Here is a 13,321-nt window from a genome sequence, read left to right as displayed (position 1 = left end):
AAAAGGGCAGGCCGCGGTGGGATAATCGCGGCCTGTTTTGTTTTCGGTGCACTGCGATGTTCCGCTGGTTCGAATCGCTGATTCCGGTTTTCCCGCCGATCGATGGGCGCATGCCGCCGCGCAAGGTGGTGCCGTTCTACATCCACTATCTGCGTCCGGTGTGGCCGGTGCTGCTGGCCACGTTGATCGCCGGGCTGCTGCTGGCGCTGGTGGAAGTGGCGATGTTCGATTTCCTGGGCCGCATCGTCGACATGGTCGCCGAGCAGCCCGGCAGCGACTTCTTCGCCCGGCATGCCAACACGTTGATGTGGATGGCCGGCATCACCCTGATTGCGCGGCCGCTGCTGGTCTCGCTGCACAGCCTGCTGGTCAACCAGGCGATCGTGCCGGGGTTGAGCAACCGCTCGCGCTGGCTGATGCACAACTACGTGGTGCGGCAGAGCCTGAGCTTCTTCCAGAACGATTTCGCCGGCAGCATGGCCAACCGGGTCATGCAGACCGGTACCTCGCTGCGCGAATCGGCCGTGCAGATGGTCGATTCGCTCTGGTACATCATCGTCTACACCGGCACCGCGCTGTACCTGTTCGCGCAGGCCGACTGGCGGCTGATGCTTCCGCTGGGGCTGTGGATGGCCGGCTATGCGGTGATCATGTGGTACTTCGTGCCGCGGGCCAAAGAGCGCGCGTGGATCGCCTCGGAGGCGCGCTCCAAGGCGATGGGCCGCATCGTGGATGGCTACACCAACGTGCCCACGCTGAAGCTGTTCGCCCATGGCGGCCGCGAGCAGGCCTACGTGGCCGAGGCGATCGACGAACTGGCGGTCAAGCACCGCGGCCAGACCCGGGTCACCACCGGGCTGGAAGTCACCATCGCCATCGTCAACGGCTTCCTCATCGTGGGCACCTGCGGCCTGGCGCTGTGGTTGTGGAACGGCGGGCACATCACGGTCGGTGCGATCACCCTGGCCACCGGCCTGGTGATACGCATCCACAACATGTCCGGCTGGATCATGTGGACGATCAACGGCATCTTCGAGGATATCGGCACGGTGCAGGACGGCATCACCACCATCTCCCAGCCGCTCACCGTGCAGGACCGCGCCGATGCCGTGCCGCTGGTGGTCAGCCAGGGCGCCGTGCATTTCGATCACATCCATTTCCACTACGGCAAAAGCGGTGGCGTCATCGCCGGGCTGGACCTGCAGGTGAAGCCCGGTGAAAAGATCGGTCTGGTCGGCCCCTCCGGTGCCGGCAAGTCGACCCTGGTCAATGTGCTGCTGCGGCTGTACGACCTGGAGAGCGGGCAGATCCGCATCGACGGCCAGGACATCGCCGGCGTGACCCAGGAGAGCCTGCGCCGGCAGATCGGCGTGGTCACCCAGGACACCTCGCTGCTGCACCGCTCGATCCGCGACAACCTGCTTTACGGCCGCCCGGACGCCACCGAGGAACAGCTGCATGCCGCGGTGGCCAAGGCACGGGCGTCGGCCTTCATCGACACCCTGCGTGATGGCGAAGGACGGCAGGGTTACGATGCGCACGTCGGCGAGCGCGGGGTGAAGCTGTCCGGTGGCCAGCGCCAGCGCATCGCGATCGCGCGGGTGCTGCTCAAGGACGCGCCGATTCTTGTGCTGGACGAGGCGACCTCGGCGCTGGATTCGGAAGTGGAAGCGGCGATCCAGGACAACCTGGACGAACTGATGACCGGCAAGACAGTGATCGCGATCGCGCACCGGTTGTCCACGATCGCGCGCATGGACCGGCTGGTGGTGATGGACCAGGGCCGCATTGTGGAGACCGGCACGCACGCCGAACTGATCGCGGCCGGCGGCTTGTATGCCCGTCTGTGGGCGCGGCAGACCGGTGGATTCGTGGCGTCAGACGAGGCGCCCGTGTGGTAGATCGCCTAAAGCTGCCGATTTCGAGTGGTAAGAGCTACTCGGTAAACTCTAGATTGACGCGCCTTGGCGCATACGCAGCGCTTGATAGTGGTCGTGGCCCTTGCGCGTGATGATAGTCCGCTGATCCCTTCAGATATCTGGAGGTCTTGCCGATACTGTTCAGGTAGTAACTGTACCGAATTTGATGCTCAAGAGTGCTCGTCATATCAAGGAAGAAATGAGACATGGCCGCAAGAATTGTACGTAGCACTAGCACTGCGCTGATGGGGGTGCTGCGTGAAATAGGCACGGAAGGAGCAGACGAAAGCCAGTTGGTCGAGCGGATGATGGAACTGGCGTCAGATGTAAGCGATCGATGGGGTGGGCTCCGATACCGCCCCAACCAGCTTGGCCGGTTGCTTGACGACAAAGCCAGGTTCGGCAGCCACGTCAGAGTACAGCTGGGGCAACTGGAGCTGATGGGCTTGGTCGAGAAAGAAGAGGGAAGGTGGAGGTTGCCTCCCGTATTACTCACGTCGCTTGTGTCAGGCCCTGGTGGAGTGATGAGGGAGGAAGACGGCTTGCAAGTACCGTCAAGTGCTCGCGGAGGCCTGGGTCAAGTGCTGTCGCACCCGTCATTGTTCTCAGTTCAGTCAGCTGAGTTCGAGCGCATCGTTGAACGAGCTATCTGGGGTGAGAGTTGAACAGTCAGGTGACAGTCGTAGACTGCCTGGGACTGCTGGCTAGCAAAGTCGCTGCCGACGTTTTTGACGTTTCCAGCGGCCAATACCATGTGAGTCTGAGGGATCAAATCGTTCGTGGCAGGTTGCTCGTGAGAGACCTCAATGCCCTCGATCCGGACTTTAGATCATTACTTGTCATTGGAGCAGGCGCAGCAGGTATCGCAGTGGCTACGGACGCGGCGATGCGGGGTAAACGGGTTGTTCTGCTGGAAGCTAATGACGCGCCGATGTCTCTGCAATCGTCGGTAACTAAGCGATATGTTGGACCGTTCATGTACGAATGGCCCTGGAGCTTCAGTGGTGACCAGACTTATCCACCCAGTGATGCGGATGTCTGGCAGGATTTCACTGGTTGCCCGGTTTTTACGAGCCGCGTGCCACTGCCGGCGAGTGAATTCGCTCAAGAAATGGTGGACTGGCTCAGGCAGCAGGTACTTTCCTTGGGAAACCTGCACGTCGCGACCGGAGTCAAGTCCTTAGCTGGACTCTGTTTGAAGGACTACGTTCTTGACTTCGCTCGTGCCGCGTCTTCGCCATCGGCTGGGCAGAATTCAATTGGGAGGAAGCCGACTCTGGACATTTCAGAGATGAACTGGTGGGCGGGAAAGCCGGCCGAGGTATCCCTTAGCCCGAACTACATCGTGCTGGCTGCCGGTATGGGCACCGAAAATGTGAGCTTGCCTTCTCATGATGGTAGCGGCCCTACGAAAGGTGATCCGTTCATGGGCGTTCCTTTCTGGAAAGATGACGAATTGCAGGCGCTAGCAGATGAAGGCGGACGTATCGTCATTATTGGCGGTGGCGACGGCGCTCTTCAGGATGCTTTGCGCTCGCTCACTCGTTTCAATCTTCCGCTCGAGTTCGTGGATGAGGTTTTCAAGGATGCGGTGGATCGTGAACTCTTGGCTGCCCAACGGGAGAGGCTTCAAGCCATCGAAGCTCAGGGCAGACTGATGGCAAGTTGGACACTGGACGCAAGGGTGTGGAGCGCGCTGGATGAGAAGTGTCGAGCGGTTGCGCTCAGTCTTGCTAGCGAGCAAAGCGTAAGGTCTGCAGTGCTCGCTTGCTTCAGGCAGCCCCAAAGCAGCTTGGAAGTGACCCTGCTTGCAAAGCACGGTCACTTTGACAAGGCCTATCTTCTCAATAGGTTTGTGGTCCACCTTCTCAATTGCGTGTTCGATCATGTAGCGACAGATCGAGACCGGATGTTTGTTCGATTCATGGTCAAATTTGAGGTCGCTGTAACCGGGGTTGAGTCATTTTCAAGTTCTAATCATATAGTCCATTATCAAGATGTCGGGGCAGGGAGGCATGAAAAATTAAGTGCGAATCATGTCGTCGTGCGCTTTGGCGTGGACAAGGAAAATGCGCCGGGATTTCAGATGATTCAACTTGGATCAGAGGATAGTGGTCAGCGCACTACCTTCAGTCATATCCCGCTGCCTTTCGCTGTATAAAAGAACGGCCCGGTAATAACCGGGCCGTCCGCTTTTTAACACTAAGGCTCGATCACTCGATCGGCTGGTCCAGCATCAGCTGGCGCGCGAAACGCACCGGCGGCGCGCCATAGGACAGCATCTGGTCGTGGTAGGCCTTCAGGTTGAACTTGGCCCCCTGCTTGTCCTGCACGGCCTTGCGCGTGTCGAAGTGCTCCTGCGCACCGACGAAGTAGGTGGGCAGCTGCGCGGAGGTCAGCTGCGCACGCACCCACTTGCCCGAGGCTTCGCTTTCCTGCTGGAAGGCGTCGTGGGTCATCAGGTGCATCGCCTGCTCGCGCGTCCAGTTGTCCACGTGCACGCCCTGGTCCAGGATCGCGTTGGAGATGGTGCGCAGGTAGAACTTCAGCTGCACCAGGTGGAACAGCGGATCGTTGTCCAGGTAACCCTGCTCCTGCATCATCCGCTCGGTGTAGACCGCCCAGCCTTCGGCAAACAGGCCCGAACGCAGCACCGCGCGCAGCGTGGAGGGGAACTTGCCCGAGTGCCAGCCTTCCAGGTAATGGCCCGGCGTGCCTTCGTGGATGCTCAGCAGGTGGATCATGCGGCTGTTGTATTCGCGCAGGAACGAATCGACCTGCTTGTCGGTCCAGTCGTCCGGAATCGGCGAGACCGCGTAGAAGGTCTTCAGGTTCTTGTCGAGCGGGCCCGGCGAATCGCAGTAGGCCACGGCCACGCCGCGCTGGAATTCCGGCATCAGGATGATGTCCACCGGTGAATCCGGCAGCGTCATCAGGTCGTGCTTGCGCACGAATTCGGTGGACTGTTCCAGCGCGGCCTTGGCGTCGTCGACGACCTTGTCGCGGGCCGGCTTGTCGGCATAGGCCAGCTCCAGCGCGGCTTCGATCGCCGCCTGCTGCTGCTCGTCACTCGGGTTGGCCGGCAGCGCCGGGGCGCCCGGCTTGTCCTTGAGCACGGTCTGCGCGATGCCGTACATATCCTGGCGCACGCGCTTGAGTTCGGCACGCGCGCGCTCGCCGATCTCGGCACGCGACAGCGAGGAGTTCAGCGCGAACTTGAGCTTCTGGTCATACAGGTCCGCGCCGATGCGGAAATCGCCCTTGGCATTCGGCACCAGGGTCTTGTCCAGCCAGGTCTGCTGCTCCTCGACGGCCTTCTTCAGGCCCTCGATCGCGGCCTGCAGGCGCTTCTGGTCCTCGGCGGGGAGTTCGCCGATGTGCGGGGTGATGAAGGTATCGACGATGCTCAGGATGCCGCGGTTCTGCTTGGCCACGGTTTCGGCGTGGATCTTCGGCACGCGGGCCGGGTCCAGGTTCTCACGGGCCTGGGCGAAGATCTGCGGCAGTTTCTCCATGCGCGCGGTGGCCGACTTCAGGCGCTCGGGCAGCGGCGCGAACTCACGCGCCATCAGGCCGTACAGCGCGCTGCCGGCCATGCCGTTGTACATCTGCGGGTCCCACTTCGGCGACTGCAGCACTTCGGCGGTCCAGACTTCGGACTGCAGCTGGTTGCGCAGGATCGCCGCGTCCACCTGGTTCTCGCGCGAGAGCTTGCTCACGTCGATCTTGTCCAGGTCGGCGAGCAGGGCCTTGTACGCGGTCAGCACCTTCTGCTGGCCGGCGGCGCTCAGGTCATCGATCTCGCTGTCATAGCGGTGGTCGCCGATCTGCGTGGCGCTGATCGGGGACAGCTGCATCCAGGTGTCCAGGGCGCGCTTGGACAGATCGGCGAAGGCCGTATCGACCGCGGCATCGCCGGCGGGGGCAGCCGCTTCGGTGCCGGTGGCGGGCGCAGGGGAGTCGGCCTGCTGGCAGCCACCAAGGGCGGCGATCAGGGCGAGGGCAAGCAGATGCTGGCGCATCGGTGTTCCTGTACTGGGGACAATCCCCGAGCATAGGGCCGATGGCCCCCGTTGTCCCCGTGCCATTGGATTACCATGCGCCGTGAAGATCACCGCATTGACTGGAGCTGCACTGTGACTGGATGGACACGACGGGCCCGCGCCGGGCTGGCAGGGATGCTGTTGTTGGGCCTGGTGGCCTGTGGCCGCGGCGGACAGGATTACGCGGCCGATGCGGCCGCCGGGGCGGTCGCCTCGCCGGAGGGTGCGTTCCTGGCCTATGAACATGACCTCCGCATCCAGCTGGATGCCAAGCGCATCAGCGAGCGGGTCAAGGCCGTGTCCGAGGCCTGCCAGAGCAACCGGTTTGGCGACTGCGCCGTGCTGCAGGTGGGCGAAGAGGGCGGTGAGACCCGCTCCGGCTCGATCCGCGTGCGCATCGCGCCCAAGGGTGTCGAGCCGATCATCGCCCTGGCCGGTGAAGGCGGCGATGTGGCCTCGCGCAATACCCATGCCGAAGATCTTGCCCAGCAGGTGGCCGATACCGCGCTGACCCAGGCGCGGCTGCAGAAGGAGCATGCCCAGTTGCAGGCGTACCAGCAGCGCAGCGACATGAAGGTTGCCGATCTGTTGGCGGTCTCACAGCGCATGGCCGAGATTGAAGCGGGGCTGGAGCAGGCCAACAAGGACGCCGCGCAGCAGCGTCGCCGGATCGATACCCAGCTGGTCACGATGCGTTTCGAAGGCCCGGCCGGGCAGCGCAGCCGCAGCGAGATCGGCAAGGCGGTCAGTGAGTTCGGCTCGATCGTCACCACCAGCATCGCGTTCGTGATCCGCGCGGTTGCCGCGCTGCTGCCGGTTGGTGTGGTGGCCTGGGCAGTCGGTGCCGTGGTCGTGGCGCTGTGGCGTCGCCGCAAGCGACGCAAGGCCGCGGCGGCCGCACGCTGAGCCTGCCTGTCGTGCCGCGCGTGACAGCGCGGCACGACGGTCGAGTCAGCCTTCGTCCTGCTCGTATTCCACGAAGACGTCCAGCTCCAGCGCCAGTTCCTGCACGGCGTCGCGCACGCGCTGGGCGCCGAGCGCATTGCCGACTTCCACTTCCAGTTCATGGGTGCCCGGGCCGATGTCATCGGACAGGCCGGCCGAGCTGGAGTCGTCGTCGTCCATGTGCGGCATCAGGTCGTCGGTTTCTTCGACGTGTTCGATCCCCTCGATGCTCTGCAGCAGGTCGGTGATGGCACGTGCATCGTCTTCGGTGCCGGTGATTCGCAGTCGCAACAGGGCCATGGGGTGAGCCTCGGGGAAAGGGACTCCAGCCTAGCCAGCGGTCGGAAAAGGTCGGGTGAGGATGCGCGCTGGGCCGTGGTGTCCGGTTCAGTCGCGCGCCGGGTCGGCGGGTGGCAGGCCCAGCAGTTCGTCAGGCAGGGCCGGCAGCGGGGTGCGCTCATCCAGCGCTTCGCGCTTGAGCCAATCCATGAAGGCCTGCGCGGTCGGGCTGAGTGCTCGGTGGTCGGCGTGCACCACGTAGTAAGCGTAGCGCGCCTTGAGCGCAGGGCCAGGCAGGCGCACCAGTTCGTAACGCTGCAGATAGGGTTGCGCGATGTGCTTGCGCGCCAGCACCGCGCCGATGCCGTACACCGCCGCGCGCATCGCATCGGTGCTGTCGCTGAAGGTGTGCAGCGAGGGCAGGTCCAGGCCGCGGACACCGGCAGCGCGGAACCAGTCGCGCCAGCCCTGCGGGGACATGTCGCTGAGCAGGGGCAGCGCGGCGATCTGCGCGGCGTCGCGCAGCGCCGAAACCCCCGCCAATGCCGGCGAGGCGACCGGGCAGAGTTCGTCGTCCATCAGGTGGTGCGCGGTCATTCCCGGCCACTGGCCCAGGCCGTAACGGATGCCCAGCTCCGGGCCGCTCTCGTCGAAGCGCACCAGCTCCGTGCTGGTCTGCAGCTCGATGCGCATGCGTGGATGCTGTCGGGTGAAGCGCGGCAACCGCGGGATCAGCCAGCAGTACGACAGCGAGCGGATGGTGGTGACCCGCAGCGGCACGATGTCCGCCTGCGGGTGGAGGTTGCCGGCCACGGCATTGAGATCGCTCAGCGCGGCGGCCGCCGCATCGGCCAATTGGCGTCCCTCGGCGGTCAGCCGCACGCCGCGCGCGTGGCGCTGGAACAGGACCGTGCCCAGCAGCTCTTCCAGCCGGCGCACATGGTGGCTGACCGCGCTGGCGGTCAGGTGCAGCTCCTGGGCGGCACGGGCGAAATTCTGATGGCGCGCAGCCACCGCGAACACCCCCAGCGCGGGCAGCAGGGCAGGGCGAAGGATCATGGTCGAGACCCAAATCATATTTGTGGCTTGCACGGATACTACGCGCTTGTGGGCGCGCGACGGCAGGCGGATGCTGTCGCCCTTCCTCTCCGGATCCACGCGCATGTTGCCGTCCTTTACCGCTACTCCAGCATGTAAGCGTCCTTGCGGAGACCCGGCGTGAGCGGGGCGCCGCTGGCGGCGGGCAGCGTGGATCGTGATTGGCGCACGCCGCTGGAGTTGACCGTGCTCGGCGCGATCTGGGGCTGCTCGTTCCTGTTCATGCGCGTGGCCGTGCCCGCCTTTGGGCCCTACGCACTGGTGGAGGTACGGCTGCTGCTTGGTGCCTTGGTGCTGCTGCCGTTCCTGTGGCAGGCGCGGGCGCAGTTCCCGGCGCACCGCTGGCTGTGGCTGGCGCCGATCGGCCTGATCAATTCGGCGGTTCCGTTCGTGCTGTTCGCCTGGGCCGCGCAGCGCGCCCCCGCCGCGATCGGGGCGATCTGCAACGCGATGACGGTGCTGTTTGCCGCCCTGATCGCCTTCCTGTTCTTCGGCGAAAAGATCGGCGTGCGCCGCGCGATCGCCCTGCTGGTCGGCTTTGCCGGCGTGGTCGTGCTGGCCACGGCCAAGGTTGCCGGGCTGAGCATCGGCGCAGCGGTGGTCGCCGGTGCGCTGGCCGCGTTGCTGTACGGGCTGGGTGTCAACCTGGTGAAGCGCCACATGACCGGCCTGCCGCCGGCCGCCTCCGCCGGTGCCACGCTGGGCTGCGCGGCGATCCTGCTGCTGCCGATGGCGCTGACCCACTGGCCGGCCGCACCGATCCCGATGCTGTCCTGGGCCTGCGCGATCGCGCTGGGCGTGGTCTGCACCGGCCTGGCGTTCCTGATGTTCTACCGCCTGATCGCCCGCATCGGCCCGGCCCGCGCTTCGACCGTGACCTACCTGGTGCCGATGTTCGGCGCCCTGTTCGCCTGGCTGTTCCTGGGCGAACCGGTGACCGGCGCGATGGTCATCGCGGGCGTGTTGATTCTTGGGAGCGTGGCGGTGTCGCAGCGATAGGCCGTCGGGTCCGCGTGCGCCACCCATGAGGTGGCTCTACCGAGGCATCCGGACGCTGACGCGTCGGTTATCTCATCCTCAGCGCACCGGCACCGGGATGTTGCACAGGTCGATGTGGCCGGCCGGGCGCTTGTAGAAATCGTCGACACGGTTGCGGCGCGCTTCGGTCGCCTCGGCGAAGGTCCTGGAGTCGGTGCGCAGCACCTGCAGTCTGGGTCGCTGCGCAGCCGGGACATCGCTGGCGCGCTGGATCGACTGGATCGCGGTGCGCTGTGCCGGGTCGGTGTAGAAGCCCATCGGTGCCGGTCCACGCGGCAGCGCGCTGAGCAGCTCCATGCCCTGCAGCACGCGGCCGACCAGGGTGATGTTGCGGTCCAGCTGGCGCGGTGACTGCCCGGTCACGACGTACAGCTCGGCACCGATGCTGCTGTCTTCCTCGTTGTTGCGACCAGCGCCCAGCGCGCCATAGCAATGCGCCAGCCAGGTCTTGCCGTCCTTGCGGTCCTGTCCCACCGGGAAGCCATCGACAAAGCCGGTCTGGTCGGCCCAGCCGTCACGATCGGGCAGGAGGCTGACCGTGAGCCCCTTGCTGTCGCGCTGGAACTCGGCGGGGAGCTTGCGTTTGGCGCTGCCGAGCGGCTTTGCCTTGGCGGCATCATCAGCGTCGGCATCGCCGAACTGCACCACGAAGTTGTCCTGTGCACGGTAGATGCTTTCGCCATCCCAGAAGTGCTCGTGGGCCAGCGTCTGGATGTTGGCCACATGCTGCGGCGCGAATGCCGGGGCCAGCTCGATGATGACCCGGCCAGTGGGCAGGTTCATGTACAGCAGGTTGGCCGGGTCCGGTGTACGCCAGTCGCTGTCCGGCGAGGCGTCCAGAATCTGCTGCGGGCTGCGGTAGGGCGTGGCCGCACTGGCCCCGGGGGGCAGCAGGCATGCCAGGGCGAGGGCAAGCAGGGCAGGACGACGTGGCGACATGGCAGACCCGTTCAGGAAGGTGTTCCCCGATTGTGCGCGAACCACGTCGGCCACCGCCACCCGGCCCTGCCCAACCGGCACGGTGACTAACGACACATCCGCTATAGCGAACTTCGGACTAGTGTGGACTCCACGCTAGCGGAGACCGCCATGAGCGACCACGAGGTCCATCTCAAGAAGTTCCAGAAAGAGCTCAGCTCCGGCACGGTCTCCCTGGCCTTGCTGGCGGTGCTGGCCAGGGCGGGCGAGCCGCTGTACGGCTACCTGATCGCCAAGGAGCTGGAGCGGGTCGGCGAGGGGGTGCTGAGCGGCAAGCAGAGCGCGCTGTACCCGGTGCTGCGCAACCTGGAAGGGGCCGGGTTGCTGGAAAGCCATGTTGAACCGTCGGTGGCCGGTCCGCCGCGTCGCTATTACCGCATCAATGACACGGGGCGCGAAGTGCTCCGGCACTGGACCGCCGCGTGGCGTGCCACCCGTGATTCCGTCGATTCCGTCCTGGAAGGGGTAACCGAATGAACATCGAATCCGTGGCCGGTCGGGCCTTGCCGACCACCATTCCCGCGTATCTGGCGCAGCTGCGTGCGGCACTGCACGACGCCGATCCGGCGATGGTGCAGGACGCGCTCTACGACGCCGAGGAATACCTGCGCTCGGAACTGGCCGCACAGCCGGGCCGCAGCGAGGCCGAGGTGATCGCCGATGTCGCCGGCAGCTACGGGGCGCCGGAAGAGGTGGCCGAGATCTACCGCGAAACCGAGATCACGGTGAACCGCGCGCTGCGCACGCCGAGCGCCGGCGCGGCACCCCTGCGCCAGGCCGCGCCCAGCGGCCCCGGCATGGGCGCCGTACCGCCCCCGCATGCCCCGCCCAGGCCGCGCTCTGCGCTGGCCAGCTTCTTCGGTGTCGCACTGGAGGCCCGCACCTACGGCGCGCTGTTCTACATGCTGCTGTCGCTGGCCACCGGCACGTTCTTCTTCACCTGGGTGGTGACCGGGCTGTCGCTGTCGCTGGGCCTGATGGTGCTGATCATCGGCATCCCGGTGGCGGTGTTGTTCTTCGGCTCGGTGCGCGGCCTGTCCCTGCTGGAAGGGCGCCTAGTGGAAGCGCTGCTGGGCGAGCGCATGCCGCGCCGGCCGACGTACTCCGACCGCAGCCGCACTTGGCTGCAGCGCATCGGCGACATGTTCACTGACGGGCGGACCTGGCTGACCCTGCTGTACTTCGTGCTGATGCTGCCGCTGGGCATCGTCTACTTCACGATCGCCACCACGCTGCTGTCGACCTCGATCGGCTTCATCTGGGCACCGGTGGCGGCGCTGTTCTCCAGCGACTACGTGGGCATCCACATCGACGGCATCCAGATGCTGCCGGTCTGGGTCACGCCCCTGCTGGCCGTGGTCGGCGTGCTGCTGCTGTTCGCCACGCTGCACCTGGCCCGCGGCATCGGCCGCCTGCACGGGATGATGGCCAAGCATCTGCTGGTGCGGTTGTAAACGGGACACGAGGATGGCGAGGGTGACGACCAACGGTCGTCACCTACCGGCGCTGCAGAACCCGAGGATCCGGTAGTGCCGGCCGCTGGCCGGCTCCCCAGGCTGCTGGATGAAAGCGCAGCCGGCCAGCGGCCGGCACTACCTGGTTTTCGTTCTGCAGCGCGTGGAGCCGGCCAGCGGCCGGCACTACCGCATATCCGTGGCGTCAGCCGGCTTTACGCCGCAGCGGCGTCACGTTGCTCGCGATCTTCGCGGCCTTCTTCGGCTTGCTGGCCACGGTCTGCGCATGGGCGGCGAAGAAATCACGCACCTTCGGGTAGACGGTTTCGCGCCAGCGGCGGCCGCTGAAAATGCCGTAATGGCCGGCGCCTTCCACGATGAAATGCTCGCGGTGCGCAGCCGGAATGCCGGTGCACAGTTCCTGCGCCGCTTCGGTCTGGCCAAGGCCGGCGATATCGTCCAGCTCGCCTTCGATGCTCAGCAGCGCGGTGCCGGTGATCGCGCTGGGATCCACGCGTTCCCCCTGCACGTACCACTCGCCGCGCGGCAGCAGGAACTCCTGGAAGACCACGCGGATGGTATCGAGGTAGTACTTGGCCGGCATGTCGAGCACAGCGTTGTACTCGTCGTAGAAACGTCGGTGCGCGTCGGCATCTTCCATGTCGCCCTTGACCAGGTCGGCATAGAAATCCCAGTGCGAACTGAAATGGCGGCTCGGGTTCATCGACAGGAAACCGGCATGCTGCAGGAAGCCGGGATACACGCGGCGGCCTGCACCCGGGAAGGTGGCCGGCACGGTGTGGATGACGTTGTTTTCGAACCACGACATCGGGTTCTGCGTGGCCAGGTTGTTGACCGCGGTCGGGCTGCAACGCGCATCGATCGGGCCGCCCATCATCACCAGCGAACGCGGCGTGGCTTCACCACGGCTGGCCATCAGCGAGACGGCGGCGAGCACCGGCACGGTCGGCTGGCAGACGCTGACCACGTGCAGTTTTTCCGCGCCGAGGTGGCGGATGAATTCCTGCACATAGGCGATGTAGTCATCCAGCCCGAACTCGCCTTCGCTGCCGGGCACCATGCGCGCATCGACCCAGTCGGTCACGTACACGCGGTGGTCGCGCAGCAGGGTGCGCACGGTATCGCGCAACAGCGTGGCGTGGTGGCCGGACAGCGGCGCCACCACCAGCACGAACGGCTGGTTGAGCATGGTGTGCAGCTGGTCGGCTTCATTGCTGTGGCGCTTGAAGCGCAGCAGCTTGCAGAACGGCTTGCTGACCTCTTCGTGGACGACGATCGGCACGCGCTCGCCCTCGACGTCGATCTCGTTGATGCCCCATTCGGGCTTCTCGTAATCCTTGCCGATGCGGTGGAACAGCTCGTTCACAGCGGCCAGGCGATCCGCGCCGGGCATCTGCGACCACCAATGACCTTGATTGGCGAAGAACTTCGCGTTGGCCTGGGCCTGGTGCACCCACGGGGCGAGCAGGTTGCGGGTCAACTCATGCAGCTGATATAGCATGACGTCCGATATGTATGGTCTTATGTTGCCGCGCAGCATAGCGCA

Annotated in this window: 11 protein-coding genes; 6 read left to right on the top strand and 5 right to left on the bottom strand. The window is 65.1% G+C overall.

Annotated features, from left to right (window positions below):
* Nucleotides 1-56 precede the first annotated feature (56 nt).
* Nucleotides 57-1,901, top strand: coding sequence for a multidrug efflux ABC transporter SmrA (smrA, locus tag POS15_RS10975; RefSeq protein WP_284128155.1), 1,845 nt, complete (start codon nucleotides 57-59; stop codon nucleotides 1,899-1,901).
* Nucleotides 1,902-2,712: 811 nt separating this feature from the next.
* Nucleotides 2,713-4,080, top strand: a complete 1,368-nt coding sequence (locus POS15_RS10970) for an FAD-dependent oxidoreductase (RefSeq protein WP_284128154.1) — start codon at nucleotides 2,713-2,715, stop codon at nucleotides 4,078-4,080.
* A 52-nt stretch (nucleotides 4,081-4,132) separates the two neighbouring features.
* Here the strand turns inward: POS15_RS10970 and POS15_RS10965 are convergent, their stop codons facing one another.
* Nucleotides 4,133-5,941: a DUF885 domain-containing protein gene (locus tag POS15_RS10965; RefSeq protein WP_046272059.1), complete on the bottom strand. Its 1,809-nt coding sequence runs from the start codon at nucleotides 5,939-5,941 to the stop codon at nucleotides 4,133-4,135.
* A 156-nt stretch (nucleotides 5,942-6,097) separates the two neighbouring features.
* Between POS15_RS10965 and POS15_RS10960 the strand changes: the two genes are divergently transcribed.
* Nucleotides 6,098-6,868 (top strand): DUF4349 domain-containing protein, encoded by a 771-nt coding sequence (locus tag POS15_RS10960; RefSeq protein ID WP_083279873.1) that lies wholly within the window; start codon nucleotides 6,098-6,100, stop codon nucleotides 6,866-6,868.
* 45 nt (nucleotides 6,869-6,913) lie between these two features.
* On the opposite strand, the gene POS15_RS10955 is transcribed toward POS15_RS10960, so the two are convergent.
* Together POS15_RS10955 and POS15_RS10950 are read right to left on the bottom strand one after the other, a co-directional pair.
* Complete coding sequence (locus tag POS15_RS10955; RefSeq protein WP_019184421.1) at nucleotides 6,914-7,207, bottom strand: hypothetical protein; 294 nt, start codon at nucleotides 7,205-7,207, stop codon at nucleotides 6,914-6,916.
* Between the two features lie 87 nt (nucleotides 7,208-7,294).
* Nucleotides 7,295-8,245 carry a LysR substrate-binding domain-containing protein gene (locus tag POS15_RS10950; RefSeq protein ID WP_026069977.1) on the bottom strand — a complete coding sequence of 317 codons (951 nt, stop codon included), beginning with the start codon at nucleotides 8,243-8,245 and terminating at the stop codon, nucleotides 7,295-7,297.
* A 159-nt stretch (nucleotides 8,246-8,404) separates the two neighbouring features.
* On the opposite strand from POS15_RS10950, the gene POS15_RS10945 reads away from it, so the two are divergent.
* Nucleotides 8,405-9,283, top strand: coding sequence for a DMT family transporter (locus POS15_RS10945; RefSeq protein WP_284128153.1), 879 nt, complete (start codon nucleotides 8,405-8,407; stop codon nucleotides 9,281-9,283).
* Between the two features lie 78 nt (nucleotides 9,284-9,361).
* On the opposite strand, the gene POS15_RS10940 is transcribed toward POS15_RS10945, so the two are convergent.
* A complete protein-coding gene (locus POS15_RS10940) occupies nucleotides 9,362-10,261 on the bottom strand; it encodes a peptidylprolyl isomerase (protein ID WP_019184418.1) in 900 nt (299 codons plus the stop codon).
* Nucleotides 10,262-10,411: 150 nt separating this feature from the next.
* On the opposite strand from POS15_RS10940, the gene POS15_RS10935 reads away from it, so the two are divergent.
* Both POS15_RS10935 and POS15_RS10930 read left to right on the top strand, forming a co-directional pair.
* Nucleotides 10,412-10,777 carry a PadR family transcriptional regulator gene (locus POS15_RS10935; protein ID WP_070473296.1) on the top strand — a complete coding sequence of 122 codons (366 nt, stop codon included), beginning with the start codon at nucleotides 10,412-10,414 and terminating at the stop codon, nucleotides 10,775-10,777.
* Nucleotides 10,774-11,754, top strand: coding sequence for a sensor domain-containing protein (locus POS15_RS10930; RefSeq protein ID WP_070426931.1), 981 nt, complete (start codon nucleotides 10,774-10,776; stop codon nucleotides 11,752-11,754). Before POS15_RS10935 ends, POS15_RS10930 begins: the two co-directional genes overlap by 4 nt.
* A 205-nt stretch (nucleotides 11,755-11,959) precedes the next feature.
* On the opposite strand, the gene phaZ is transcribed toward POS15_RS10930, so the two are convergent.
* On the bottom strand, nucleotides 11,960-13,315 hold the full coding sequence (gene phaZ / locus POS15_RS10925) for a polyhydroxyalkanoate depolymerase (protein ID WP_200899471.1): 1,356 nt from the start codon (nucleotides 13,313-13,315) through the stop codon (nucleotides 11,960-11,962).
* Between the last annotated feature and the right edge of the window lie 6 nt (nucleotides 13,316-13,321).

The organism is Stenotrophomonas sp. BIO128-Bstrain, assembly GCF_030128875.1.
Classification (GTDB): Bacteria; Pseudomonadota; Gammaproteobacteria; order Xanthomonadales; family Xanthomonadaceae; genus Stenotrophomonas; species Stenotrophomonas bentonitica_A.
The sequence above is the reverse complement of the archived record's forward strand: the minus strand, read 5'-3'. Positions and strand labels throughout refer to the sequence as shown.

What these genes read in the sequence shown, in the direction of transcription:
- smrA (WP_284128155.1), top strand. Translation starts at nt 57, where the DNA reads ATGTTCCGCTGGTTCGAATCGCTGATTCCGGTTTTCCCGCCGATCGAT.
- POS15_RS10965 (WP_046272059.1), bottom strand. Translation starts at nt 5,941, where the DNA reads ATGCGCCAGCATCTGCTTGCCCTCGCCCTGATCGCCGCCCTTGGTGGC.
- POS15_RS10960 (WP_083279873.1), top strand. Translation starts at nt 6,098, where the DNA reads ATGCTGTTGTTGGGCCTGGTGGCCTGTGGCCGCGGCGGACAGGATTAC.
- POS15_RS10955 (WP_019184421.1), bottom strand. Translation starts at nt 7,207, where the DNA reads ATGGCCCTGTTGCGACTGCGAATCACCGGCACCGAAGACGATGCACGT.
- POS15_RS10950 (WP_026069977.1), bottom strand. Translation starts at nt 8,245, where the DNA reads ATGATCCTTCGCCCTGCCCTGCTGCCCGCGCTGGGGGTGTTCGCGGTG.
- POS15_RS10940 (WP_019184418.1), bottom strand. Translation starts at nt 10,261, where the DNA reads ATGTCGCCACGTCGTCCTGCCCTGCTTGCCCTCGCCCTGGCATGCCTG.
- POS15_RS10935 (WP_070473296.1), top strand. Translation starts at nt 10,412, where the DNA reads ATGAGCGACCACGAGGTCCATCTCAAGAAGTTCCAGAAAGAGCTCAGC.
- POS15_RS10930 (WP_070426931.1), top strand. Translation starts at nt 10,774, where the DNA reads ATGAACATCGAATCCGTGGCCGGTCGGGCCTTGCCGACCACCATTCCC.
- phaZ (WP_200899471.1), bottom strand. Translation starts at nt 13,315, where the DNA reads ATGCTGCGCGGCAACATAAGACCATACATATCGGACGTCATGCTATAT.